This is a genomic window from Novosphingobium sp. Sphag1I (assembly GCF_056279125.1).
The window spans coordinates 455,547-480,454 of the sequence record NZ_JBWBQS010000001.1 but is presented as its reverse complement, the minus strand read 5'-3'; the positions used below and the strand labels follow the sequence as shown (position 1 = coordinate 480,454).

Sequence of the window (24,908 nt, the reverse complement as noted above, 5' to 3'; positions counted from 1 at the left end):
TTCTCGGATGGTTCGCGCGGCACCTATGCCATCGTGATCGGGGCGGACGGGGTCTATTCGCAAACGCGCAAAACCATCATGCCCGACGCGCCGGGGCCGCAATTCACGGGTCAGGCCGTGTGGCGCTACAATTTCCCGCGCCCGGCCGATCTGGATGCGCTTCAGGTCTATAACGGCCCCACCGGTGTCGGCTTTGTGCCGATCAGCGCGGATCTGATGTATATGTATGTCACCACGCCCGAACCGGACAATCCGTGGTATCCCAAGGAGGGGATCGCGGCGGCCATGCGCGGCAAGCTGGCCAATACCGCGCCCGCCGTTCAGGCATTGGCCGAGCAGATCACCGATGATGAAGGCGTGGTCTATCGCCCGCTTGAGGGCATGATGCTCTATGGCGACTGGCATGTGGGCCGGGTCGTGCTGATCGGCGATGCGGTCCATGCCACCACCCCCCATCTGGGTCAGGGCGCGGGCATGGCGATTGAGGACAGCATCGTTCTGGCCGACGAAATCGCCAAAGCCGCCAGCCCCGAGGAAGCCTTCACCGCCTTCCGCAACCGCCGTTTCGAACGCTGCCGCTTCATCGTCGAGAAGAGCCTTGAGATCTGTCACGGCCAGATCGGCAAAGGCCCGCCCGTCGATAATGCCAAGGCGACGCAGGAAATGTTCGCTGTCGTCTCGCAGCCCATCTGATTTTCAAGGAACCATCCAATGAGCCGAGTTACCGAAATCCGCTATGTGGGCTATGGCGTTACCGATCTGGCCGCTGAATCTGCCTATTACACCGATGTCTGGGGTCTAGAGCCTGTCGCCTCGGACGATGGCATGGCCTGGTTCAAGGCGCAGGGCCATGACGAACATCACGTGGTGCGCCTGCGCGCGGCGGAGGAAAACCGCATCGACGTGATTGCTTTGGCCACCGACACGCGCGCCGATGTCGATGCGCTGGCCGCCAAGGTCGAGGCCGCGGGCGGTCAGATCGTCCACGCCCCGCGTGACCTCACCACGCCGGGCGGCGGCTATGGCTTCCGTTTCTTCAGCCCCGATGGCATCCAGATGGAAATCAGCGCCGAAGTCGCGCGCGGGCAAAAGCGCGAGATCGAACGCTGGGAAGGCGTGCCGGTCAAGATCAGCCACATCGTCCTGCATTCGCCCAACCACAAGGGGCTGGTTGAATGGTTCTGCGATGTGCTGGGCTTCAAGGTTTCGGACTGGCTGGGCGATTTCATGTGCTTCCTGCGCTGCAACAACGCCCACCACCGCTTTGCCATCCTGCCCGGTCCTGCCTGCCTCAACCATGTTGCCTATGACATGGAAGGCGTGGACGGCATGATGCGCGGCGGCCACCGCCTCAAGCTCAAGGGTTTTGACATCCGCTGGGGTCCGGGGCGCCACACGGCGGGCGACAACACGTTCAGCTATTTCGTCACGCCGGGCGGTTTCGTCACCGAATATACCGCCGAGCTGGAAGAGGTGGACTTCGAAACCCGCGAGGCCAAGGTTTACGCCCCCGCGCCCATGGTCATGGACCAGTGGGGCATTGGCGTGGGCGGGCCGCAGACCATGCCGCACCCGCATGAAAACCCCGGCCTGTTTGTCGCGGTGGAGGCATAAATCATGGCGCTTTATTCCCCCTTTCCCAACTATATCTGGAACCTCTCGGTCGCCATCGCTCTGGAAAGCGGCGGCCAGATCGGCGAGATCGTCGATATGTGCCAGCCCATCCTTGATGCCGCCGCCGGTGGCGGGGACGCGGGCACGCCCGCCTTTATGAAGCAATGGGCCGCCATGGGCGACAAGCTGGTGGAACTGGCAGCCGAGGACGAGGCCAAGGGACGCGGTTTTTCCGCCAGCGCCAAGCTGGAGCGCGCCTCGCTCTATCTCTTTGTGGCCGAACGCATGCAGGGCCACGGCGCGCCGGGCCGCAAGGAAACCTATGCCAAGGCGCTCGACGCCTTTGCGCGCTCGACCGCTCTGGGCAGCATCAACCGCGAGCGCGTGGAAATCCCGCTGAGCACCGGCACGATGTCGGCGCTCTACACCCGCGGAAACGGCGAAGGCCCCCGCCCCGTGGTGGTCTATTGCAATGGTTTGGACAGCTGCAAGGAGCTGCTCTACTGGAGCCGCCTGCCCGAAGCGCTGGCCAAGCGCGGCATTTCCACGCTCTGCGTCGACCAGCCCGGCACCGGCGAGGCTTTGCGCCTTCAGGGCCTGCCCGTCGATCCGCACAGCGAGAATTGGGCGTCAAAGGCCGTCGACTGGCTGGAAACCCAAAGCGACGTCGATCCCAAGCGTATCGGCATGACCGGCATCTCGCTGGGCGGCCATTTTGCGCCGCGCGCGGTCGCCTATGAGCCGCGCTTTGCCTCGGGCGCCTGCTGGGGCGCCAACCACAACTGGCGCGAGGTGCAGGACAAGCGCATGAAGCGCGAGGGCGAAAACCCGGTCCCGCATTACTGGGCGCATGTGATGTGGGCGTTCGGCGCGGAAACGATGGAGGAATTCCTCGAAAAATCCGAAGCCATGAACCTCAACGGCCATATGGGCGGGGTTCGCGTCCCCTTCCTCGTCACCCACGGCGCCCAGGATCGACAGATCAGCGTTGCCTATGCCCACGATTGCTACGATCAATTGGTCAACAGCCCCCGGCGTGAACTAAAGATCTTCACCGCCCGCGAAGGCGGGGTCGAACATGTCGGCGCCGACAACATGTCCTATGGACGTGACTACATCGCCGACTGGTTCGCCGAAACGCTGGGAGGACATACCGCATGAGCCGCCGTTTCATCGACCTGTCAATCACACTGTGCAACGATGTGATCACCGATCCGCCGTTCCTGAAGCCGGAAATAACCTATCAGGTGCATAGCGAGACTTTGCCGGAACTGGGTCATTTCTTTCCCGGCATCACCGCCGAGCAGACCCCCGACGGGGCCGGTTTCGCCGCCGCCGAATGGGTGCGGCTGACCACCCATTCGGGCACGCATCTGGACGCGCCCTATCATTTCCATCCCACGATGGATGCGGCCAGCGGCGAGGCCAAACGCTCGCTGACCATCGATGAAATCCCGCTGGAATGGTGTTTCCAGCGGGGGGTCAAGCTGGATTTCCGGCATTTCCCCGATGGCTATGTCGTGACGGCGCAGGATGTCGAGGATGAGTTGAACCGCATCGGGCACGAGCTTCAACCGCTGGACATTGTGCTGGTCAATACGGCGGCGGGCATGGCGGTGGGCAACCCCAACTATGTCAACATCGGCTGCGGCATGGGTTATGAGGCCACCATGTATCTGACCACGCGCGGCGTGCGCGTGACGGGCACCGATGCGTGGAGCTGGGACGCGCCCTTTGCCCTGACGGCGGAGAAGGTTGCCGAAACCGGCGACACCTCGCTTATCTGGGAAGGGCACAAGGCCGGGCGTGACATCGGCTATTGCCATCTGGAAAAGCTGCATAACCTTGAAGCCCTGCCTCCGCACGGCTTTACGGTCTCCTGCTTCCCCCACAAGATCAAGGGCGCATCCGCAGGCTGGACCCGCGCCGTTGCCATCATCGAGGAATAATCATGCGCCTTGCAACCTTGCGCAATGGGCGCCCCGATGGCGAACTGGTCGTCGTTTCCGCTGATGGCGCGCGCTATCTCTCCGCGCCGGGCCTGACCCTGATCAACGCGATCGAGCAGTGGGATCAGGCCATGGACCGGCTCAAGCCGCTGGCCGGGCTGCTGAATAATGGCGGCGGCGGACATCTTGACCCCGCCCGCCTGATCGCGCCCATGCCGCGTTCGTGGCAATGGCTCGACGGTTCGGCCTTTGCCAACCATGGCGACCTGATGCAGATCGCCTTTCATCACGATCCCATCGAAACGGACCGGCCGCTGATGTATCAGGGCATGTCTGACCGCTTCTATGCCCCGACCCAGGATGTGCCCTTCACCAGCGAAGCCGACGGCATCGACTTTGAAGGCGAATTCGGCGTCATCGTCGATGCCGTCCCCATGGGCGTCACGGCAGAGGAAGCCGCCAGCCATATCAAGCTGATCGTGCAGATCAACGACTGGTCGCTGCGCGCCATTGCCCCGGTCGAAATGAAGACCGGCTTTGGCTGGGTTCAGGCCAAGCCTGCTTGCTCCATGGCGCCCTTTGCCGTCACGCCCGATGAATTGGGCGCGGATTGGCGCGATGGCCGGGTTTGCGCCGATCTGATGGTGGAATGGAACGGAGGGCGCTTCGGGCTGGTAAACGGCAGCCAGATGGGCTTCTCTTTCCCCGAACTGGTCGCCCATGCCGCGCGCACGCGCGATCTGGTGGCGGGCACGATCATCGGGTCGGGCACAGTGTCGAACGCCGAATATGCCACCCGTGGTTCGGCCTGTATTTCCGAACGCCGCGCCATCGAGATGATCGCCGATGGCAAGCCCTCCACCAGCTTCATGCATTTCGGCGACACGATCCGCATGGAGGCAATCGACGCGGATGGCCGCAAGCCCTTTGGCACCATCGATCAAAAGGTGGTCAAGGCCTAAGCAATAATCAGCCGCACCCCCGCGCTGCGCACCATATCAGCCAGCGCGGGGGTGATGCCGGCATCGGTAATCAAGACATCCACCTCATCCAACCCGCAGACAATGGCGCCCGACGATAGGGCGAATTTGCTGGAATCGACCAACAGGATCACCTGTTCGGCGCGGTCCACCAATCGACGCTCGGCCGCGACAAGGATGATGTCGTGCTGCATCACGCCTTGCTGGCCCACGGCGGCGGCACCCATGAACAATTTGGGCGCATGGAAACGCGGCATCGAATCCTCGCCCGCAGGCGCCAGGATGATGTTCTGTTCACGAAACACGCTGCCCGACGGGACCAGAATGCGCGTGCCCTTCTGCGGCAGCAAGCCGTTGACGATATGGAGCGAATTAGTCAGCACCTGAAGATCCAGCCCGTCCAGATGCGGGCACATCTGGAGCGTGGTAGTGCCCCCGTCGATCATGATCCCCTCGCCCGGTTCGCACAGGGCCGCAGCGGCCCGGCCAATCGCCTGCTTGGCGGCAAGGTTGATCGTGATCGATTGATCGAACGGTGTGCCCAGCAAGGTGGCGTGCGAAGGTTCGCCTTCTTCCGCCTCGCTCGCCTTGGCCCCGCCGTGGACGCGCTGCAACAGGCCCTCGGCCTCCATCCGCGACAGATCACGCCGGATTGTCGCGGGCGAGGCTTCCAGCATCGCTTCAAGTTCGCGATAGGAGACAAAGCCGGATGGGGCCAGAGCTTCGAGAATCAGCCTTTCGCGTTCGGTTGCATGCATGAATTGTGTCGCCCCATCCCAATTCGCCCTTGCGCGAACAATCGGTCTATGCCGTCAAATTCGCGCAAAAGCCATCATACTATCATCCCGCTGCCAACATATTGCCGCCACCGATCACCACGGTCGCCCCGATCAACAGGCCGATCCCGCTCCACACCAATGTCCGGGTGCGCACCGAGGTGCCCAGCCATTCTTTCAGCACAAAGCCCCAGAGCGTCGAGAACAGGATGATGCTGGCCATATGCAGGGTCCAGCTGGAAAAGCCATATTGGCCCATCTGGCTCTCGCCCATCGTGTAGAAGAAGAACTGGCCATACCACAGCGTGCCGCCCAGCGCGGCCAGCAGCCAGTTGGCCGCCAAGGGCGCGCGCGGCTGGGCCACATCATTGGAGGCGCCGAAGAACTGCCCAAGGCTGCGGTTCTTCACGATCAGGTAAGCGCACCACAAGGCATTGGTGGTAAGCCCCCCCAGCAGCACAACACAGAGCACCGGCAGCCCTTGCGAGAGCGGATCCGTGCCCGCCGCCAGCGTCAGGTCGCGGATCGGTTGCCCCGCATCCAGCCCCCAAGCGAAACAGCCCGACATCACGCCGGAAAATGTCGCAATCGCCAGACCCTTTTTCAGGTCAAATTCGGCCACGGCCTCGCCGCTGGGCACTTCACGCGATTTGGCAGCGCCACCGCGCGCCACCACCACAATGCCCACCAACGTGATGACAATGCCCAGCAGGGTCAATTGCCCGCTGGTCTTGGCCGCGATTTCGCCCATCGTGCCATGAAAGATCGGCGGCCCCAACGTGCCGATCACCGTGGTCAGCCCCAGCGCCACCGCCATGCCCAGCGACAGGCCCAGATAGCGCATCGTCAAACCAAAGGTCAGCCCGCCAAAGCCCCACATCACGCCCCAGAACCAGCACCACGCCAGCGTTGCACGGGGGGCGGCGGACAGCACGCCCAGCAAATCATTCGTTCGCAGCGAGGCAAACAGCCATGGCGCGATCAGCCAGCTGAACAGCCCGCCCGCCAGCCAGAAAACCTCCCAGTTCCACGAGCGGATGCGTTTGTACGGAACATAGAAACTGGCCGAGGAAAAGCCCCCGATCCAGTGAAACACCACGCCCAGCGCCGGATTGGGCACCATGAGCCTCTCCTTTATTATGATTTACGCGAGAATATCGCGGTTGATTTGCGAAATATCGGTGCAGCCCGTCAGCGCCATAGCCACGCGCATTTCGGCGGTGATGATCTCCAGCATTTTGGAAACGCCCGCCTCGCCCTTTGCCGCCAGCGCATAGGACCACGCCCGGCCCAGCAGCACGCCCCGCGCGCCCAGCGCCAACATCCGCACCACGTCCAGCCCCGAACGCACGCCGCCATCGGCCAACACGGTCAGATCATCCCCTACCGCATCGGCAATCGGCGGCAGGGCGCGGGCGCTGGAGAGCACCCCGTCCAATTGCCGCCCGCCATGGTTGGAAACGACGATGCCGTCAGCGCCCATCTTGGCCGCTTCCTTGGCGTCTTCGGGATCGAGGATGCCCTTGATAATCAAAGGCCCCTTCCATTCGGAACGGATGAAATCGAGGTCGCGCCAGTTGATCGAAGGGTCGAAATTGTTGCGCATCCAGGCAAAGAAATCCTCAATCCCCGTATTGCCTTTCAGCACCGGGGCGACATTGCCCAGATGATGCGGACGGCCCAGAACGCCTACGTCCCACGCCCATTCGGGCCGCACCATGGCCTGCGCCACGCGCCACGCCGCGCCTTTCAACCCGCCGCTGCCCGCCAAACCGGTGTGGTAATCGCGGTAACGGCTGCCGGGGACCGGCATGTCCACGGTAAAGACCAGCGCGCTGCATTGCGCCTCGACGGCCTGGGCCAACAAATCCTTCATAAAGGCGCGGTCGCGGATCATGTAGAGCTGGAACCAGAAGGGCTTGGTGGCCGCCGCCGCCACTTCGGGCAAGGGGCAGGCCGAGACGGTGGAGAGCGTGAAGGGAATGTCGGCCTTATTGGCCGCGCGCACGGCTTGGACCTCGCCGCGCCGCGCATTCAGGCCCGCAAGGCCCACCGGCGCCAGCGCCACCGGCAGGGCCTGCTTCACCCCAAACAGCGTGGTCGACATGTCGATGTTCGAAACATCGCGCAAAACCCGCTGGCGCAGCGCCAGATGGGCAAGATCCTCAGCATTCTTGCGCAGCGTCACCTCGCCATAGCTGCCCCCGTCCATATATTCGAACAGGAAACGCGGCAGGCGGCGGCGGGCGGCCTCGCGGAAATCGGCGACAGAAGCGATAATCATCAGTTGCTCTCCAGCCGGGCCAGCCAGCGGTTGCGATAGGTGTCAAGATCGGCGTCCAGCGGCTCGATCCTGCGCAATTCACCTTCGGGCATCAGCGCGGGATCGATCAGCCGGATCGCGCCGAAACTGACATCATTATGCGCGCTGCCAACATAAACCTGCGTCTTGGGGCGCAGGGCCGCCAGAGCGCGGACGAAAACCTCCGCCTCGGCAAAGCGGCCTTCGACCAGCAGGCGTTCATCCGAACCGATCAGATTAAGCGCCTGATCGGCCACCAGCGCGGCATAAAGGCAGGCACCGGCGCGGCGCTCATACCAATCCTCGGGCTGGTTGACCCACCCACCCTTTGCATCGGGAAAGGGCCCGCAACCGGGTGCCAGCGTCGGCATATGCATCGCTCCCTTGGCCAAAACGGCGGGGACCGCGGCCAACAGATGCGGCTGATCGGGTTTGATATCGACCCGGCGCGTGTCAATCTCGATCAGCGCCTCAATCTCGCGACCGCCCATGAAACGCGCGGAAGGGACGGGCCGCCCATAGGCGTCGACATTGACCAGACAATCACGCGCCTCGGGCAGGGCAGCCGTGGCGATGGGCGAGGTGGGCAGGCGCATGGCGATGAACCATGTGCCGGTGGACAGCACGGTGGCCTCATTGCGGGCGATTTCGCCAAATCCACGCGCCGCCATCAGCGCCGCATTGGAATCATGCAGCCCCGCCAGAACGCGCACCGTTTCCGGCAGGCCCGTGGCCGCAGCCAGCGCCGGACTGATCGTGCCCAACACATCGCCCGCCTTGACCACCGGCGCGAAACGCCGATCCCAACCCTGCCCCTTGGCAAGATCGGACCAGTCGGCGGCATCCGGGTTCCACAGATCCGAATGACAACCCAGCGAGGTCACTTCACTGGCCGCGACACCGCACAGCCACCATGCCCAATATTGCGCCCATGGCACCAGCGTGGCCTGCGCCATAACGTCGGGATAAAGTTCCTGCGCCCACCACACATGCGCGCCGAAATTCAAACCCTGTGGCAGGGCGGGCGATCCGGTTTGCGCGAAAGGAGACCGGGCGGCGCGATAGGCCGCCATGGTGGCTTCGGGCGGGGCGGCCTCATAATCGATGGGCGCAAAGCCCAAGGCACCATTGACGATCGCGGCAAAGCCCGCGCCATGCCCGACCGGCACGATATATTCCGCGCCGCTTTTCGCATGGCCCGTCAGCACACCTCTGGCCCAATCGGCAATGCCGGCGGCATCAAGGCGCGCAATGCCGCCTTCCTCGCATTTCGCATTGGGGCGCACTTGCCGGTCCAGCAATTGCCCATCGCGCGACCACAATGTGATCTTCGACATCGTTTTGCCGATGTCGATCACGATCGCCCATCCGGCCCCAACTTCTGATTGTACAGAACCCTGTGTCAGAACGCTCTCCCTCGCGCGCAATAGCGCTTTATTCCCGTCGCGCCGCAAGCGCGAAATCATGCTGCATGTGCGAATTTGATCATTAGTCTGATCGTTTATGATTGCTGAATATCGAATCTGATTGCCAAAGGGAAGCAGATTCGTTAGGAGGCCGATCAAACAGACCCCCATGGGAGCAAATTTCCGTGACAAACTCCGCGATTCCTTTTGCCGTCCCCACCAGCCGTTGGGACGACGCCCACGCCGCCACGCTTTCGCCCGAAGAACTGCTGCTCTATCGCTCCAACCTGTTGGGCAGCGATCTGACGGTGACCAACTTTGGCGGTGGCAACACTTCGGCCAAATTGGCTGGCACCGATCCTCTCACCGGTGAAACCGTCGAAGTGTTGTGGGTCAAAGGTTCGGGCGGCGACATCGGTTCGATGAAGCTGGACGGCTTTGCCACGCTCTATCAGGACAAGCTGCTGGGCCTTGAGGCGCATTACACCGGCCCGGACGATGACGACAAGATGGTCGGCTATCTGCCCCATTGCACGTTCAACCTGAACGGCCGCGCAGCATCGATCGACACGCCGCTGCACTCGCTGCTGCCTTTTGCCCATGTCGATCATGTTCACCCCGATGCGATCATCGCTCTGGCGGCGAGCAGCGGCGGCGAAGAAGCGACCAAGGAAATCTGGGGCGGCAAGATCGGCTGGCTGCCGTGGAAGCGCCCCGGTTACACGCTGGGCCGGATGCTGCGCGATTATCAGCGCGCCAATCCGGGCGTTCAGGGTGTGATGATGGCCAGCCACGGCATCATCTGCTGGGCCGACAGCGCCAAGGAATGCTATGAGCACACCGTTGGCCTGATTGCGGACGCGGCCAAGTATCTGAACGCCAAGATGGCGGGCAAGCCTGCCTTTGGTGGTCAGGTCGTCGCCCCCAACCCCGACCGCGCCGCGATTGCCGCCGATCTGATGCCCCGCCTGCGCGGCTTTATGACGGGTTCGCGCCGCAAGCTGGGCCATTATTCGGATGATGCCGAGGCGCTGGAATTTGTGGGTTCGGCCAAGTTTGAAGAACTGGCGGCCCTTGGCACCTCGTGCCCCGACCACTTCCTGCGCACCAAGATCGCGCCGCTGACGCTCGATCCCGCCCGTTTGCAGGACGATGCCTATCTGGCGGAAAAGATCAGCGCCTATCGCGATTTCTATGCCGCCTATTATGAGCGCTGCAAGCGCGCCAACAGCCCCGCCATGCGCGACCCCAACCCGGTCGTGGTGCTGGTGCCCGGCGTTGGCCGCATCACCTTCGCCACCGACAAGACCACCGCGCGTCTGGCCGGGGAATTTTATGGCAATGCCATCAACGTGATGCGCGGCGCAGAAGCCATTGGCGACTATATCGCTCTGGATGAGCAGGAAGCCTTCGACATCGAATACTGGCTGCTCGAAGAAGCCAAGCTTCAGCGCATGCCCGCCCCCAAGCCGCAGGTGGGCCGCGTGGCCTTTGTCACCGGCGGCGCGGGCGGTATCGGTGCGGCAACGGCGGCCCGTTTTCTGAAAGAAGGTGCCTGCGTGGTTCTGGCCGACCGTGATGCCAACGCCGTCGAGGAAGTGCGCGCCGGTTTCGCCAAGCAGTTCGGCAAGGACGTCGTCCGCGCCGTCACCTGCGACGTGACCGACGAAGCGCAGGTCAAGGCCGCCTTCGACACCGCCGCGCGCGAATTTGGCGGTCTGGACGTGGTGGTCGCCAATGCGGGCATCGCCTCTTCTGCCCCCATCGAGCAGACCACGGTGGAACTGTGGGATCGCAATTTTGACGTGCTGGCCCAGGGCTATTTCCTGACCGCCAAGCATGCCTGGGGCCTGATGAAGCGCAACAAGGATCTGGGCGGCACCAGCCTCGTTTTCATCGGTTCGAAGAATGCCGTGGCCGCCGCCGCTGGCGCTTCGGCCTATGCCAGCGCCAAGGCCGCTGCCAACCATCTGGGCCGTTGTCTGGCCTTGGAGGGCGCACCCGAAGGCATCCGTGTCAACATCGTCAACCCCGATGCGGTCATCAAGGGCAGCAAGATCTGGGACGGCGACTGGCGCAAGGAACGCGCCGCGTCCAATAAGATCGACGCGGGCGAGGAACTGGAAGCGCATTACCGCAACCGTTCGATGCTCAAGCGCGATGTGCTGCCCGAAGATATTGCCGAAGCGGCCTATTTCCTTGGGAGCGAAGCCTCGGCAAAGTCGACCGGCAACATGATCAATGTGGACGCCGGCAACGTTCAGGCCTTCACGCGCTAAAGTCAGGTTTGGGAGAGGATTTCATGAGCAATCTGCCGATTTCCGCCGATCTGATCGCGGAACATAACGCCAAGGGGCTTGAGGCCCTGCATGAAGATTACGAAGCGCTGGGCCGCAAGCTGGCGCGCACCGGCATCGATATTGACGCAATCAAAAAGCGCGTTGCCGGTTTCTCGGTCGCCGTCCCTTCATGGGGCGCCGGACGCGGCGGCACGCGCTTTGCCAAGTTCCCCATTGCGGGCGAACCCACCAATATCCATGAAAAGCTGGAAGACTGCTCGGTCATCAACCAGCTTTCCACGGTGACGCCGCGCGTCTCGCCCCATTTCCCGTGGGACAAGGTTTCCGATTTCAACGCCCTGCGCGAGGAAGCCGCGGATCTCGGCCTTGGCTGGGACGCGGTCAACAGCAACACGTTTCAGGATCAGGTGGGTCAGGCCCACACCTATGCCAATGGCTCGCTTTCCTCGCAGGACGCGGGCGCGCGCCAACAGGCGGTCGAACACAACATCGAATGCATCGAGATTGGCAAGCAATTGGGCAGCAAGGACCTGACCGTCTGGGTGGGCGATGGCACCAATTTCCCCGGCCAGCAGGATTTTGCCCGCAGCCTCGACCGCTATCTTGATGCGGCGGCGCAAATCTATTCAGCCCTGCCCGATGACTGGCGGATGCTGCTCGAACACAAAATGTTCGAACCGGCCTTCTACTCGACCGTGATCAGCGACTGGGGCTCCTCGATCCTTGCCGCGCAAACGCTGGGTGACAAGTGCAAGTGCCTTGTCGACCTTGGCCACCATGCGCCCAACGTCAATATCGAACAGATCGTGGCCCGCCTCCACCGCTTTGGCAAGCTGGGCGGTTTCCATTTCAACGACAGCAAGTATGGCGACGACGATCTGGACAGCGGCTCGATCAACCCGCACCAGCTCTTCCTCGTGTTCAACGAACTGGCCGAGGCGGAACTGAACCCGCGTGATGGTTTCAACCCGTCCTATATGATCGACCAGTCGCACAATGTGACCGACCCGATTGAATCGATGCTCTCGTCGGCCGAAGCCATCGCCGCCTGCTTTGCCAAGGCGTCGCTGGTTGATCGCGCGGCCCTGCATGGCGCACAGGAAGCCAATGACACGATGATGGCGTTCCAGGCTCTGCGCCGCGCCTATAATGTCGATGTGGCCCCAATTCTGGCCATGGCCCGTGTCGAGGCGGGCGGCGCGATTGACGTTCTGGCCGCCTATCGCGCCAGCGGATACCGCGCGCGCAAGGCGCAGGAGCGCAAGCCTGTCGGGCTGGGTGCCGGTATCGTGTGATGCCAATCTTGCGACAATAAAGACATGGCTATGCCCGCAGACTGTCTCCTATAGAGAGATGGCTGCGGGCATTTTGCTTTTACAACATAACTTTGCCTCATCGAAAATCACTCCTCGGGGGAGACGTAAAATCATGGCCACCAAGCCTTTTGTCCGCGCGCTGCGTTTGGCGCTGATCGCTGCATGCGCGCCTGTTGCCCTGCCGGTTCACGCCCAAACCGCCGATCTGGAAATCCAGTTCCGCGACCCGCCATCCGAAGCCCGCCCCCGCGTGTGGTGGCACTGGATGAACGGCAATATCACCAAGGATGGCATCGCCAAGGACATCGCATGGATGAAATCTGTCGGCATCGGCGGCCTTCAGAATTTCGACGTCAATCTGAACACGCCGCAGGTGGTGGACAAGCGCCTCGTCTATATGACGCCGGAATGGAAGGACGCCTTCCGCTTTGCCGCGCAGGAAGCCGATCGCAACGGGCTGGAACTGGCCATTGCCGCATCGCCGGGGTGGAGCGAAACGGGCGGCCCGTGGGTCAAGCCTGCCGATGGGCTGAAGAAACTGGTGTGGAGCGAAATGACCGCCGCGCCGGGCAAGCTTTTCAAGGGCAAGGTCTCCGCACCGCCCGAAATCACCGGCCCGTTTCAGGCCATGGGCAAGGCGCCTGGCTTTGACGACATCGCCAGCGGACACAAGCCGGAGGCCGCGCCCAATTTCTACAGCGACGTAGCCGTGCTGGCCATGCCGATGGCGGTCAATGCCGCCCCCGCGCCCAAGGCCGCCGTTGATGGTCAATCGGTCGATGCCGCCTTGTTGTTTGACGACAATCTGACCGCCGGTGTTTCGGTGCCGCGCGGCAAGGAAGGCCATCCGGGCAGCGTCACCTATTCCTATGACGCGCCCCAGACCATGCGCAGCGCCACCGTCTTTGTGCCGGGCGCGAAGGTCATGTTCCGTGGCCCCACGGTCGACCCCGTTCTGGAGGCGAGCGATGATGGCCAGACATGGCGCGAGATCACCCATTTTGCCGTCAATGACGTGCCCACCACGGTCAGCTTTGCCCCCGTCACGGCCAAGCATTTCCGCCTCGTGCTCAAGCCCATGCTCTCGACCTCGGCCAATATGGGCGCGCCGGCCGAAGGCGTGGAAATCCCCGGCCTGTTTGCCTCGCTGGGCGGGGAAGGAAAGCCCTTTACGCTGGGCCAATTCGCCCTTTCGGGCGAGGCCAAGGTCAATCTGGCCGAAACCAAGGCGGGCTTTGCGCTGGCCCATGACTATTACGCGCTGACCAATCCGGCCGATGGCGCCAATGGAGCCGCCGTTTCGCAGGTCGTCGATCTGACCGCCATGATGAAGCCCGATGGCACGCTGGAATGGAAAGCCCCCGCCCTGCCCAAGGGACAGACTTGGCGGATCATACGCATGGGCGCATCCCTGCTGGGCACCACCAACCACCCCGCCCCGCCCGAGGCCACCGGGCTTGAGGTGGACAAGTTCGATGCCGATGCGGTGGGCCGGTATATGGACCACTACCTTGGCATGTATCGCGATGCCGCCGGGGCCGATATGATCGGCGCGCGCGGTGTCCGCGCGATCCTGACCGATTCCATCGAGGTGGGCGCGGCCAATTGGACGCCCAAGATGTTGGCCCAGTTCAAGGCTTTGCGCGGCTATGACGCGACGCCTTGGTTGCCCGCTCTCACCGGCGCGCTGGTCGGCAGCCGCGAGGATAGCGACAAGTTCCTCTATGACTGGCGCCGCACGCTGGGTGATCTGATGGCGTCGGAGCATTACGGCACCGTGGCGGCCAAGGCGCATGCCGTGGGCCTGAAGGTTTACGGCGAGGCGCTGGAGGATCACCGCCCCAGCCTTGGCGATGATATGGCCATGCGCAGCCATGCCGACGTGCCGATGGCGGCGCTTTGGACGTTCACGCAAAAGGATGGCCCGAACCCGTCCTATCTGGCCGATATGAAGGGTGCGGCCAGCGTGGCGCATATCTATGGGCAAAATCTGGTAGCGGCTGAATCGATGACCTCGGCGCTCAGCTATTGGGCCGATTCCCCGCGCACATTGAAGCATGTGATCGACACCGAATTCGTTTCGGGCGTCAACCGCCCCGTCGTCCACACCAGCGTCCATCAACCCGTCGATGACAAGGTGCCGGGCCTCTCGCTGATGATCTTTGGCCAGTTCTTTAACCGGCACGAAGCATGGGCGCCGCTGGCCAAGACATGGGTCGATTATCTGTCGCGCAATTCGCTGATGCTGCAAAACGGGCGCAATGTGGCCGATGTCGGCTATTTCTATGGCGAGGAAGCGCCCCTGACGGGCCTGTATGGTGACAAGCGTGTGGGTGATGCGCCCACGACCCATGCCTATGACTTCGTCAACTTTGGCGCGCTGGTCGGTGCGCTCAGGAATGATGGCGGGGAATTGGTGACGCCGGGCGGTGCGCGCTATCGTGCGCTCTATCTGGGCGGGTCGGCGCATAAAATGACGCTGGCCGCGCTGCACAAAATTGCCGCTCTGGCCGAAGGGGGCGCGACCATCATCGGTTTGGCGCCCGAAGGAACGCCCAGCCTGTCGGACAAGGACATGGCCGATTACAAGGCTCTGGTCGCGCGCCTGTGGCCTGCGGGGGGCGATGCCACCGTGGGTAAGGGCCGCGTGATCGCCAGCAGCGATGTCGAAGCGGCGCTGGCCAAGGCAGGCGTGGCGTCCGATTTCCGCATGACGGGCGGCGCGGCCGATGCCGAGGTGCCTTTCCTGCACCGGCGCTGGGAGTCCGGCGACAGCTATTTCCTGGTCAACCGCAAAGAACGCGCCGAGACCTTCGAGGCGCATTTCCGCGTGACGGGCAAGGCGCCCGAATTGTGGCATGCCGAAACCGGCACGTTTGAACCTGTCAGCTATCGCATCGCCAATGGTGAAACAGTGATCCCCATGTCGCTGTTGGGCGAGGAATCTGTGCATGTCGTGTTCCGCAAGCCTGCACCCGCCGATGCTTTGATGATCAAGAAACTGGTGCCCTCGGCGCTGTTGACGCTGGATGGCGCGTGGAATGTTACGTTCCAGCCGGGACGCGGCGCGCCGGCCAATACGGTTCTGCCCAAGCTGCAACCGCTCAATGAAAATGCCGACACCGGCATCGCCCATTTCTCGGGCGTGGCCACCTATGCCAAGGATTTTTCCGCGCCCAAGGGGTGGAAACCGGGCCAACCGCTGTGGATCAACCTTGGCGACTTGCGTGAAGTCGCGCAGGTCAGCGTCAATGGCAAGGATGTCGGCATGGTCTGGCATGCGCCCTATCGGGTGGACTTGTCGGGCGCGGTGAAGGCTGGCAAGAACCACATCGAGGTCCGCGTGGCCAACCTGTGGATCAACCGCCTGATCGGCGATAAGCAACCGGGAGCAAAGCCTGTGACCTTTACCACCATGCCCACCTATCGCGCCGATGCGCCGCTGCGTGCGTCGGGCCTGATCGGGCCGGTGGTGATCGAGGGTCAGGGCAAATGACCACAGCGGCCTATATCCGCCGTGAAACCGGGGTGAGCATGGTGATCAACGCCGTGCTCACACTGGCTTTCTTCCTGCTTGTTTTCGGGCGTAGCGGGCCGGTGCCGGTCTGGGGCGTCGGGGCCTATGTGTTCGATTTTGTGCCGCAGGGCTTCATGATCGGGCTGATGGGTTCGCTGGTCCCTGGCGCGCTGGCGGGCAAGGCACGGCGGGCGGGCAAGGTGGCGGCGCTGGGCGTTGCTTCGCCTTGGCCCGCCAATCTGGTCCTGCGTTCGCTGCTCCTGGCTTTGTGCGGGGCGGTGGCCGGGGTGGCACTGTCGGGCGCTGTGCTCTCCATGCTGGGGCTGGCGCAATTGCCATGGGGCGCGGCATTGGCGGCAAAGCTGGTGTGGGCGGCGCTTCTGGCCGCGATGGTCACGCCCGTCAGCCTGCGCAAGGCATTGGCGTAAGGCCCATCCTGCGCTAATCTGACCCGATGATTGACCCGCGCGCCCTTCGCACCTTTCACGAAGTATGCCGCGCGGGCTCGATCACCGGAGCGGCTCGCGCGCTCAATATTTCCCAACCTTCGGTGTCCAGCGCGATTGCCCTGCTGGAGGCGCGATTGGGCGCGACTTTGTTTGAACGCACCCGTGCGGGGATCGTCCTGACCCCGGCGGGCCATGCGTTACAGGCGCGGGCGCAAATGCTCGAACACCTGCTGCGCGATGCGCAGGCCGAGGTGACGGCGGCCAGCGAGGGTCTGTCCGGCCCCTTGCGCATCGGCGGCACACCCGGCGCGCTGGTCAGCCTGCTTCCCCTTGCCATGGCGCGGATCGAGGAGCGCCTGCCGCGCATTACGCTGAGCGTTCTGGAACGCGCCGACCGTGAATTGACCGCCATGCTGCGCGAGGGTGACATTGAAATGGCCTTTGTCACCACCGCGATGGAGGAGCCGGACGAGGATCTGGCCGAGCGCACATTGGCGCGGGATCCCTTTGCCTTGATTGTCGGGCCTGATGTCGCGGGGATGCATGAACCCTTTTCACTCAAACGGGCGGACCAATTGCGCTGGGTTCTGCCCGAGGCGCAGGGCGCGTTCCGGCGTCAGGTCGATGCGCTCTTTGCCGCAGCAGGAACACCGGTGCCGCGCGATGCGGTGCGTTGCGATTCGCTTTTGACCACCAAAGCGCTGGTGCGCGATTGCGGGCGTGTCACCATCCTGCCCATGCGGGTGGCGGCCAGCGAGCTGTCGATGGGCGTCCTTCGTGCTCTGCCCATCGCCGAGGCGGTGTTTGAACGCAGCGTGGGTGTGCGGTGGCTGAAAGAGCGCGGCATGTCGCCGCTGGCCGATGCTTTGATCCGGGAACTGGAAGGTGAAACCATAGGCTGAACCTATGGCATTGCCAAAATCGCATATTTTACCTGATGCAACAATCTTGGCAAAAGGGGCCGCAAGCACACAATCGTGATAGGGAGAGTCGGGCGTGACCACGCTCTTTACCAACATCCGCATTTTTGACGGCCGCCCCCACGCATCGCGCGCGGGTCAAGTGCTGGTCGAAGGCGATCGGATCGCCAAGGTCGCCTATGCCCCCGACGTGATCGACGCCCCCGGTGCGGTGGTGATCGACGGCAACGGCGCCACGCTGATGCCCGGCATGGTCGAGGCGCATGCGCACCTGACCTGGGCCTCGTCGGTCGAACAAATCTATCACGCCTTCATCCTGCCGCCCGAAGAACTGGAAGTGGCCGCCACGCGCAATGCGCGCGTGCTGCTCGACCATGGTTTCACCAGCGCCTATTCGGCGGGCGCTTTGGGTGATGGCATAGAGGTTCGCCTTGCCGCCAAAATCAACGCCGGTGAAACGCCGGGGCCGCGCCTCATACCCTCCACGCTGGAACGCAGCCCCGAAGGCGCCGAGGGCGTGGATACGGGCGATGTGTTCAATGGCCGTGGCCCCGACGCCATGCGCGCCTTTATGAAATATTGCGCGGATCAGGGCATCGGCTCGGTCAAACTGGTGATTTCGGGCGAAAGCGCGCTCAAGCCCAACAGCCATAACGACCTGCTCTATACCGTCGAGGAAATGGACGCCGCGCGCGAGGCGGCCAAGGAATATGGCCTGTGGATCGCCACCCATGCCTATACGGACGAAGCGGTCGATCTGGCCCTGCGCGCCGGCGCCCGCATCATCTATCACGCCAGCTATATTGGCGAACGCACGGCTGAAAAGCTGGCCGCGCACAAGGATGAGGTGTTCTACGGCCCCGGTTGCGGCGTGTCGGTGGCGGCGCTGGAGGCCAGCCCCCCGCCCCATATCGACATGTCCAGCATGAAGAACAGCGCGGCGGAACGCATGGAGCTGGAAAGCAAGCTGGTGCCTGCCTTGAAGGCTCTGGGCGTGCGCACGCTGATCGGCGGGGACTATGGCTTCCCCTTCAACCCCAATGGCCGCAACGCCCGCGACATCCAGCATTTCGTCGATTACTTCGGCTATACCCCGGTTGAGGCGCTGGCCGCGGCCACCGGCCTTGGAGGCGAATTGATGGGTCTGGACGTGGGCCTGATTCAGGAAGGCTACCTAGCCGACCTGCTGCTGGTCGATGGCGATCCGACACAGGACGTTTCGATCTTGCAGGCCAAGGACAATTTCAAGGCCATCATGAAGGGCGGCGCCTTTCACAAGGCCCCTCAGGAAACAGTGGTGGCATAAAACCATGTTCGATGTTGCGATTATTGGCTGCGGGCCTGTCGGCGCGCTGGCTGCGAACCTGCTTGGCCGCGAAGGCCTCAATGTGGTGGTTCTGGAAAAGGAACTGACCCACTATCCCCTGCCGCGCGCGGTCCATCTGGACCATGAAATGATGCGCCTGTTCCAATCGGCGGGCGTTCTGGCGCGCGTGCTGCCCGATATGGTGGACACCGACGGGCATCTCCATGTCGGCGCCTCGTCTCAGGCGATCCGCTATATGGGCACGGTGGGCATGCCCCGCCCGTTCGGCTGGTCGAATGACTGGTTCTTTTATCAGCCCGAATTGGAAGAGCATCTGCGCGCCGGTTTTGCCGAATTGCCCAATGTGGACTTCCGGATCGGCGCGGAATTCACCTCGCTCGACCAAGGTGATGGCCCGGTGCGCATCACCTATACACAGGACGGCGCGCAGCATCAGGTCGCGGCCCGCTGGGCCATCGCCTGCGACGGTTCGCGCAGCCCGGTACGCAAGGCGCTGGGTATCAAGCTGGACGATCTTCAGTTCGAAGAACCCTGGCTGGTGGTCGATGCCGAGGTCGATGGGCCGGTGCGCTTTCCCGATATTGCGGGCGTGCCGGAACAGGCCGATCTGCAACGCCTCTCGGTAATGATGTGCGATCCGCGGCGGCCCGCCACGGTGGTTCCGGGTCGTGGCAACCATCGTCGCTGGGAACTGATGCTGCTTCCGCACGAGGATGATGCGGCGATGATGGCGCCTGACAAGGTCGCCGAATTGCTGGCCCCCTATATTGGCGATGTGCCGCACAAGATCGTGCGCTCGGCCACCTATCGGTTCCACGGGCTGGTTGCCGAACAATGGCAATCGGGCAATGTCTTCCTTGCCGGTGACGCCGCGCACCAGACCCCGCCCTTCTTTGGTCAGGGCATGTGCCATGGTTGCCGCGATGTCGCCAATCTGGCGTGGAAAATGGCGTCGATCATCAAGGATCACGCCTCGCCCGAAATCCTGTGCACCTATCAGCCCGAACGCGACCCGCATGTGCGCGGCGTGATCGGCGCGGCGGTGAATGCGGGGCGCTATATCTGCGAACTGGACCCGGTAAAGGCCGCCGCGCGCGATGCGGAAATGATTGCGCGGGCAGCCGCCAATGCCGGCAAGCAGGAAACCGCCCACGACCTGATCCCGGCGATTTCCACCGGCATCATCCATCGCGGCAGCGCAGGCGCGGGCGAACGCTTCATCCAGCCGGTGCTGGCCGATGGCCGCAAGCTCGATGATCTGACCGGCGGTGGCTGGCGTCTGTTCACGGTGGAGGATGCCGCAGCCCTGCCCGATGGCGGCGCGGTGTCGGCGTGGCTCTCGGCACGCAATGCGCCGGCGGTGATGATCCGCCCCGACCACTACGTGTTTGGCACGGGCACCGCCGAAGAATTGCGCAAAGCCTATGCTGCACAAATGGGCCTTTCCTTGGAGACATTAGCATGATCACGCTGGCGCAGGCCCAGACCATCATCAGTGCGGGCCTTGCCCATGCGCGCGCCGCCGATCTCAAGCCTTTGGCGATGGTCGTGCTGGACGCGGGCGGCCATCCCGTCGCCATGGTGCGTGAGGATGGTGCCACCTTCTTCCGCGCCGACATCGCCCGCGCCAAGGCCTATGGCGCGCTGGGCATGGGCGCGGACACGGGCGTTTTGGCCGAGCGGGCCAAGGGCAATCCCACCTTCTTTGGCGGGGTCGTCACCACGGTGGGTGGCGATCTGGTGTTTTCGCCGGGCGGAGTGCTGGTTCGCGCCGATGGGGTCGTGATCGGTGCCGTGGGCGTATCGGGCGATACCGGCGAAATGGATGCGCAATGCGCGGTCGCCGGCATCAAAGCCGCCGGTTTTTAAAAAGGAACGCAAGCGATGATGAAACTTCGCAGCATCGAACTGGCCCTGCCCAAGGCGGCGGATGCCCATCGCTGGATGATCGACGTCTGGGGCTGTGCCGATGGCGGGCGCGTGGATGATACGTTCTATCTGCGCGGATCGGGCACCTTTCCCTATCTGGTGGCCATTGCCGAGAGCGCCGAGAATTTCGTGCGCTCGACCACTTTTGTCTGCTCACACGAACGTCTGGCGCAAGTGGCGCAGGCCGCCACCGCGCGCGGCCTCAACGCCGCGCCCTGCGTCAGCAGCGATCCGGGCGGCGGCCATGGCATCGTGGTCGAACTGGCCGAGGGCGAATTGCTGCGTTTTCTGGTCGATGCCGCCGAAGTGCCGGCAATCGAGGGCCATTCCAAGGCCAGCCGCCGCGTGATGCCGGTCAAGCTCACCCATGTCGTGTTCAATTCGGCCGATGCCGAAGCCAGCGGCGACATCGTCGAGGAAGTCCTTGGCTTTCGCGTGTCCGACCGCACCAAGGGCATGGTGTTCGTGCGTTGCAACGAAGCGCATCATTCCACCGCCTTTGCCCGCGCCGGTTTCTCGTCGCTCAACCATATCGCCTTTGAAATGGAGGATCTGGACGCGGTCATGCGCGGCATCGGCAATATGCGCGATCATGGCTTTGCCCCGGCATGGGGTCCGGGCCGCCATGGGCCGGGCGACAATGTCTATGCCTATTACATCGCGCCGTTTGGTCCGGTGATCGAATATTCCACCGCCGTCGAAAAGGTGGGCGAGGACTATCAGACGGGCGAACCCGACGACTGGACCTGGCCCGAAAAGCGCATCGACCAGTGGGGCGTGTCGGACAAGGATTTTGCCGGCCTGCGCGTGGCCGAGGAAGCGTTCCGTTTCCGCCGCGAATGGCAGAGCGCCCCCATCAACGAACTTACTGGAGCGTAATCCCCATGCGTTATGTGTCATTCACCCGCCCCGATGGAAAGCCCAGCTTTGGCCGCCTTGATGGGGAAACCGTGTTCGATCTGGGCGGCACCTATGCCAGCCTGAAGGAAGCGATTGCCGCTGATGCCCTCGCCTCGCTGGTCGATGGCGAGGCGTTTGCGTTGGACGCGGTGCGGCTGTTGCCGGTCATTCCCGATCCGGAAAAGATCCTCTGCGTTGGCCTCAACTATGCCACGCACGTGGCCGAAACGGGCCGTGAGCAGAAAGAGCATCCCGCGATCTTCACCCGTTATGCCGACAGCCTGATTGCGCAAGGCGAACCCATGGTCCGCCCGCCCGAAAGCGTGCGTTTCGATTATGAAGGCGAATTGGCCATCATCATCGGCAAGAAGGGCCGCCGCATCGCGCCCGAAAACGCATGGGATCACATCGCGGGCTATGCGCCCTTCAACGATGGCTCGATCCGCGATTGGCAGCGGCACAATATCCAGTTCACCCCCGGCAAGACGTGGCCCGGCACCGGCGGCTTTGGCCCCGCGATGGTCACGCCCGACGAGATCGAGGATCTGGGCGCGCAACGCGTGCAGACGCGCCTGAACGGTGAATTGGTGCAGGATCAGCCGATCAGCGACATGATCTGGGATATTCCCACGATCATCGCCTATTGCTCGACCTTTACCGACCTGAACCCCGGCGACGTCATCGCCACCGGCACGCCGGGCGGTGTGGGCGATAAGCGCAAGCCCCCCCTGTATATGAAGGCGGGCGATGTGGTTGAAATCTCGGTCGGCGTGATCGGCACGCTGACCAACCCGGTCATCGACGAAATCTGAACCCAACACACATTCCGGCACCGGCGGGACAAGAATTCCGCCGGGCCATTCTAGGGAGACTATGATGAGCAAGATCCATCATCTGCTGGCCACGCACCTTATGAGCAGCGTTGCCATCCTCGGCCTGACCGCCGCCACCCCCGCCATGGCCCAACAGGCCGCGCAGCAATCTGTTGCCGCCGGCGAAATCGTCGTGACCGCCCAGCGCCGCTCGGAACGCCTGCAGGACGTGCCGCTGGCCGTTTCGGCCGTCAGCGCCCAGCAGATGACGGCGGGCGGGTTCCAGAAGCTGTCCGACCTGCAATATCAGGTGTCGGGCCTGCAATTCGGCTCCTCGCCCAATGACAGCGGCTATCGCCTGCGCGGCGTGGGCACGGCGGGCGGTTTCTCGTCGGCTTCGGAACAGAATGTCGGCACGGTGGTCGACAATGTGATCATCCCCTTCGGCAACCCGGTCAACAGCCTTGGCGATCTGGAACGCGTCGAAGTGCTGAAAGGTCCGCAGGGCACCCAGTTCGGCAAGAACGCTTCGTCGGGCGTGGTCAACATCACCACCGCCAAGCCCAAGTTCGACCGCGTTTCGGGCAAGGTGTTTGCCTCTTACGGCTCGCTCAACGAAATCAACACCAACGCCCAGCTGAACCTGCCCACCAGCGAGAATTCGGCGATCGGCCTGTTCGGCTTCTATCGCCAGAATGACGGCTTCCTCTATAACGCCACGCTGAAAAAGTACTGGGGCGATGAGGCCAGCTTTGGCGGCCGCGCCAAGTTCTTTTATCAGCCTTCGGACGATTTCAGCGTCTATATCATCGGCGATTACAGCCGCACCAGCACGCGCAGCCCCGGCCAGCTCTGGACGATCAACGCGCTGCCCAGTTTTGCCAACCCGCTGATGGCGGCACGCTTTGGCAATCTGACATCGCTTGGCATCACGCCGGGCTTTAACAACACGAAAAGCGCGGAAAACACCGATGGCTGGACGAGCGAGCGCAATTATGGCGCCAGCGTCGAGATCAACAAAAAGCTGGGCGGACTGAACCTGACCTCGATCACCGCCTATCGCGGCTTTATCCAGGGCGCCGCGCAATTCGGCATCGACGGGTCGAGCGTGACCGTGTTTCAGGCCCAGCCGACCGCACAGCATCAGTCGTTCCTGAGCCAGGAAATCCGCCTGACCAGCCCATCGGGCAGCAAGCTGGAATATACCACCGGCGTCTATGGATCGCGGCGCAAGACCGGCAATCCGGGCGATTACAACCGCGCCCAATTGCTGCCCGCCAATCCGTTCAGCGCTTTTTACGTCAACATCTCGTCCGGGCAGGCCAATACCCAGACCCGCTCGGACTCGCTGGCGGCCTTCATCGATGGCAAGTATCATGTGACCGAGAAATTCTCGCTGCTGGGCGGTTTCCGCTATCAGTATGACTGGGTAAAGGCCTCGTTCCAATCGATCATCGATCCGGCCTATGCACCCGGCACGGTGGTCAACGGCATTTTCGTCACGCCCTATACGCCCGTTGCGCTCAAATCCGGCTCGACCGCAAAGGGCGGCTGGTCCGGCAAGGCGGGCGCGGAATATAAGGTCGACCGCGATCTGATGTTCTTTGCCACCATCGCGCGCGGTTATCTGGGGCCGACGGTGGCCTTTTCCGGCCTGACCGGCACGCGCACCAACGTGAACCCGCAGACCGTGCGCGACATCACGGTTGGCTTCAAGTCACAGCTTTTCAACCGCGCCGTGACTTTCAACGCCAGCGCCTTTTTTGACAAATATACCAACCTGCAAACCAGCGTGTTCAACGGGACGGAATTCCTGACCGAAAACGCCGGTGGTTTTGAAGCCAAGGGTTTCGAGTTTGACGCCCGCTGGCGCGTCAGCCCCGAATTCAGCCTGAATGGCGGCCTGACCTATTCGGACACCAAGTTCACCGATTATGTCACCGCCTGTCCCAAGGTCGTGAAGGCCGGACTTTCGTGCTATACCCAAAACGGCACCAGCCTGTTGCAGGCCGCGGGTGAACCGCTGTCGGGCGCGCCCAAGGTTTCCTTTACCTTTGGTGCGGACATCAAGCTGCCGATCAATGACCGTCTGGCCTTCGACTGGTCGGGCAACGTCTATTATCGCAGCAAGGTTCAGTATGACGTGGGCAACGCCATTTCGAACCAGCCGGGCTATTACACGATCGGTCTGAATACCGGCATCGGCGCGGCCGATGGCGGATGGCGCGTGGGCCTGTTCGTACGCAACCTGCTGGATCAGCGTTTCCACGCTTCGGTCATCGGCCTGCCCTTTGCCGACAATGGCGGCGAGGTTAACTGGCTGACCCGCGAAGGGCGCCGCACCATCGGCGTCAGCGCGACGGCCAAGTTCTGATCTGACGGGCGGGGGGAGCAATCCTCCCGCCCATGTT

20 protein-coding genes are annotated in these 24,908 nt (G+C 63.0%); 16 read left to right on the top strand and 4 right to left on the bottom strand.

Features of this window, described 5'->3' with window-relative positions:
• From ACZ9HU_RS02135 to ACZ9HU_RS02115, 5 genes are all read left to right on the top strand, one after another.
• Positions 1-693: FAD-dependent monooxygenase (locus ACZ9HU_RS02135; RefSeq protein ID WP_476101749.1), on the top strand; the 693-nt coding region annotated here is incomplete at its 5' end.
• An 18-nt stretch (positions 694-711) separates the two neighbouring features.
• On the top strand, positions 712-1,614 hold the full coding sequence (locus ACZ9HU_RS02130; RefSeq protein ID WP_476101747.1) for a VOC family protein: 903 nt from the start codon (positions 712-714) through the stop codon (positions 1,612-1,614).
• Positions 1,615-1,617: 3 nt separating this feature from the next.
• A complete protein-coding gene (locus ACZ9HU_RS02125) occupies positions 1,618-2,775 on the top strand; it encodes an alpha/beta hydrolase family protein (protein ID WP_476101745.1) in 1,158 nt (385 codons plus the stop codon).
• Complete coding sequence (locus tag ACZ9HU_RS02120) at positions 2,772-3,563, top strand: cyclase family protein (RefSeq protein ID WP_476101742.1); 792 nt, start codon at positions 2,772-2,774, stop codon at positions 3,561-3,563. Before ACZ9HU_RS02125 ends, ACZ9HU_RS02120 begins: the two co-directional genes overlap by 4 nt.
• Before the next feature lie 2 nt (positions 3,564-3,565).
• Complete coding sequence (locus tag ACZ9HU_RS02115; protein WP_476101739.1) at positions 3,566-4,525, top strand: fumarylacetoacetate hydrolase family protein; 960 nt, start codon at positions 3,566-3,568, stop codon at positions 4,523-4,525.
• On the opposite strand, the gene ACZ9HU_RS02110 is transcribed toward ACZ9HU_RS02115, so the two are convergent.
• From ACZ9HU_RS02110 to ACZ9HU_RS02095, 4 genes are all read right to left on the bottom strand, one after another.
• Positions 4,522-5,301 carry a DeoR/GlpR family DNA-binding transcription regulator gene (locus ACZ9HU_RS02110; protein WP_476101737.1) on the bottom strand — a complete coding sequence of 260 codons (780 nt, stop codon included), beginning with the start codon at positions 5,299-5,301 and terminating at the stop codon, positions 4,522-4,524. The genes ACZ9HU_RS02115 and ACZ9HU_RS02110 overlap by 4 nt on opposite strands.
• Before the next feature lie 82 nt (positions 5,302-5,383).
• The gene (rhaT, locus tag ACZ9HU_RS02105; RefSeq protein WP_476101735.1) at positions 5,384-6,442 is read right to left on the bottom strand and encodes an L-rhamnose/proton symporter RhaT; all 1,059 of its coding nucleotides are present in this window, start codon (positions 6,440-6,442) and stop codon (positions 5,384-5,386) included.
• Positions 6,443-6,463: 21 nt separating this feature from the next.
• Positions 6,464-7,603, bottom strand: coding sequence for an FMN-dependent L-lactate dehydrogenase LldD (gene lldD / locus ACZ9HU_RS02100; RefSeq protein WP_476101733.1), 1,140 nt, complete (start codon positions 7,601-7,603; stop codon positions 6,464-6,466).
• Complete coding sequence (locus tag ACZ9HU_RS02095; RefSeq protein WP_476101730.1) at positions 7,603-8,979, bottom strand: FGGY-family carbohydrate kinase; 1,377 nt, start codon at positions 8,977-8,979, stop codon at positions 7,603-7,605. Before ACZ9HU_RS02095 ends, lldD begins: the two co-directional genes overlap by 1 nt.
• A 233-nt stretch (positions 8,980-9,212) precedes the next feature.
• On the opposite strand from ACZ9HU_RS02095, the gene ACZ9HU_RS02090 reads away from it, so the two are divergent.
• From ACZ9HU_RS02090 to ACZ9HU_RS02040, 11 genes are all read left to right on the top strand, one after another.
• The gene (locus ACZ9HU_RS02090; RefSeq protein WP_476101728.1) at positions 9,213-11,306 is read left to right on the top strand and encodes a bifunctional rhamnulose-1-phosphate aldolase/short-chain dehydrogenase; all 2,094 of its coding nucleotides are present in this window, start codon (positions 9,213-9,215) and stop codon (positions 11,304-11,306) included.
• Between the two features lie 23 nt (positions 11,307-11,329).
• Complete coding sequence (gene rhaI, locus ACZ9HU_RS02085; RefSeq protein WP_476101726.1) at positions 11,330-12,622, top strand: L-rhamnose catabolism isomerase; 1,293 nt, start codon at positions 11,330-11,332, stop codon at positions 12,620-12,622.
• A gap of 133 nt (positions 12,623-12,755) precedes the next feature.
• The gene (locus ACZ9HU_RS02080; protein ID WP_476101723.1) at positions 12,756-16,139 is read left to right on the top strand and encodes a glycosyl hydrolase; all 3,384 of its coding nucleotides are present in this window, start codon (positions 12,756-12,758) and stop codon (positions 16,137-16,139) included.
• Complete coding sequence (locus ACZ9HU_RS02075) at positions 16,136-16,588, top strand: hypothetical protein (protein ID WP_476101721.1); 453 nt, start codon at positions 16,136-16,138, stop codon at positions 16,586-16,588. The genes ACZ9HU_RS02080 and ACZ9HU_RS02075 overlap by 4 nt, the downstream gene beginning before the upstream one ends.
• Before the next feature lie 26 nt (positions 16,589-16,614).
• Positions 16,615-17,511 carry a LysR family transcriptional regulator gene (locus ACZ9HU_RS02070; RefSeq protein WP_476101719.1) on the top strand — a complete coding sequence of 299 codons (897 nt, stop codon included), beginning with the start codon at positions 16,615-16,617 and terminating at the stop codon, positions 17,509-17,511.
• A gap of 94 nt (positions 17,512-17,605) precedes the next feature.
• Positions 17,606-18,835 (top strand): amidohydrolase family protein, encoded by a 1,230-nt coding sequence (locus tag ACZ9HU_RS02065; protein WP_476101717.1) that lies wholly within the window; start codon positions 17,606-17,608, stop codon positions 18,833-18,835.
• A gap of 4 nt (positions 18,836-18,839) precedes the next feature.
• Positions 18,840-20,321: a bifunctional 3-(3-hydroxy-phenyl)propionate/3-hydroxycinnamic acid hydroxylase gene (locus ACZ9HU_RS02060; RefSeq protein ID WP_476101714.1), complete on the top strand. Its 1,482-nt coding sequence runs from the start codon at positions 18,840-18,842 to the stop codon at positions 20,319-20,321.
• Positions 20,318-20,725, top strand: coding sequence for a GlcG/HbpS family heme-binding protein (locus ACZ9HU_RS02055; RefSeq protein ID WP_476101712.1), 408 nt, complete (start codon positions 20,318-20,320; stop codon positions 20,723-20,725). Before ACZ9HU_RS02060 ends, ACZ9HU_RS02055 begins: the two co-directional genes overlap by 4 nt.
• A gap of 18 nt (positions 20,726-20,743) precedes the next feature.
• Positions 20,744-21,664, top strand: coding sequence for a VOC family protein (locus tag ACZ9HU_RS02050; protein WP_476101789.1), 921 nt, complete (start codon positions 20,744-20,746; stop codon positions 21,662-21,664).
• Between the two features lie 5 nt (positions 21,665-21,669).
• Positions 21,670-22,497, top strand: a complete 828-nt coding sequence (locus ACZ9HU_RS02045; protein WP_476101709.1) for a fumarylacetoacetate hydrolase family protein — start codon at positions 21,670-21,672, stop codon at positions 22,495-22,497.
• A 64-nt stretch (positions 22,498-22,561) separates the two neighbouring features.
• Complete coding sequence (locus ACZ9HU_RS02040) at positions 22,562-24,871, top strand: TonB-dependent receptor (protein WP_476101707.1); 2,310 nt, start codon at positions 22,562-22,564, stop codon at positions 24,869-24,871.
• Positions 24,872-24,908: the final 37 nt, after the last annotated feature.

Coding starts and splice junctions, on each gene's coding strand:
- ACZ9HU_RS02075 (WP_476101721.1), top strand. CDS start 16,136: ATGACCACAGCGGCCTATATCCGCCGTGAAACCGGGGTGAGCATGGTG.
- lldD (WP_476101733.1), bottom strand. CDS start 7,603: ATGATTATCGCTTCTGTCGCCGATTTCCGCGAGGCCGCCCGCCGCCGC.
- ACZ9HU_RS02070 (WP_476101719.1), top strand. CDS start 16,615: ATGATTGACCCGCGCGCCCTTCGCACCTTTCACGAAGTATGCCGCGCG.
- ACZ9HU_RS02110 (WP_476101737.1), bottom strand. CDS start 5,301: ATGCATGCAACCGAACGCGAAAGGCTGATTCTCGAAGCTCTGGCCCCA.
- ACZ9HU_RS02130 (WP_476101747.1), top strand. CDS start 712: ATGAGCCGAGTTACCGAAATCCGCTATGTGGGCTATGGCGTTACCGAT.
- ACZ9HU_RS02060 (WP_476101714.1), top strand. CDS start 18,840: ATGTTCGATGTTGCGATTATTGGCTGCGGGCCTGTCGGCGCGCTGGCT.
- ACZ9HU_RS02040 (WP_476101707.1), top strand. CDS start 22,562: ATGAGCAAGATCCATCATCTGCTGGCCACGCACCTTATGAGCAGCGTT.
- ACZ9HU_RS02055 (WP_476101712.1), top strand. CDS start 20,318: ATGATCACGCTGGCGCAGGCCCAGACCATCATCAGTGCGGGCCTTGCC.
- ACZ9HU_RS02045 (WP_476101709.1), top strand. CDS start 21,670: ATGCGTTATGTGTCATTCACCCGCCCCGATGGAAAGCCCAGCTTTGGC.
- ACZ9HU_RS02115 (WP_476101739.1), top strand. CDS start 3,566: ATGCGCCTTGCAACCTTGCGCAATGGGCGCCCCGATGGCGAACTGGTC.
- rhaT (WP_476101735.1), bottom strand. CDS start 6,442: ATGGTGCCCAATCCGGCGCTGGGCGTGGTGTTTCACTGGATCGGGGGC.
- ACZ9HU_RS02125 (WP_476101745.1), top strand. CDS start 1,618: ATGGCGCTTTATTCCCCCTTTCCCAACTATATCTGGAACCTCTCGGTC.
- ACZ9HU_RS02050 (WP_476101789.1), top strand. CDS start 20,744: ATGAAACTTCGCAGCATCGAACTGGCCCTGCCCAAGGCGGCGGATGCC.
- rhaI (WP_476101726.1), top strand. CDS start 11,330: ATGAGCAATCTGCCGATTTCCGCCGATCTGATCGCGGAACATAACGCC.
- ACZ9HU_RS02120 (WP_476101742.1), top strand. CDS start 2,772: ATGAGCCGCCGTTTCATCGACCTGTCAATCACACTGTGCAACGATGTG.
- ACZ9HU_RS02080 (WP_476101723.1), top strand. CDS start 12,756: ATGGCCACCAAGCCTTTTGTCCGCGCGCTGCGTTTGGCGCTGATCGCT.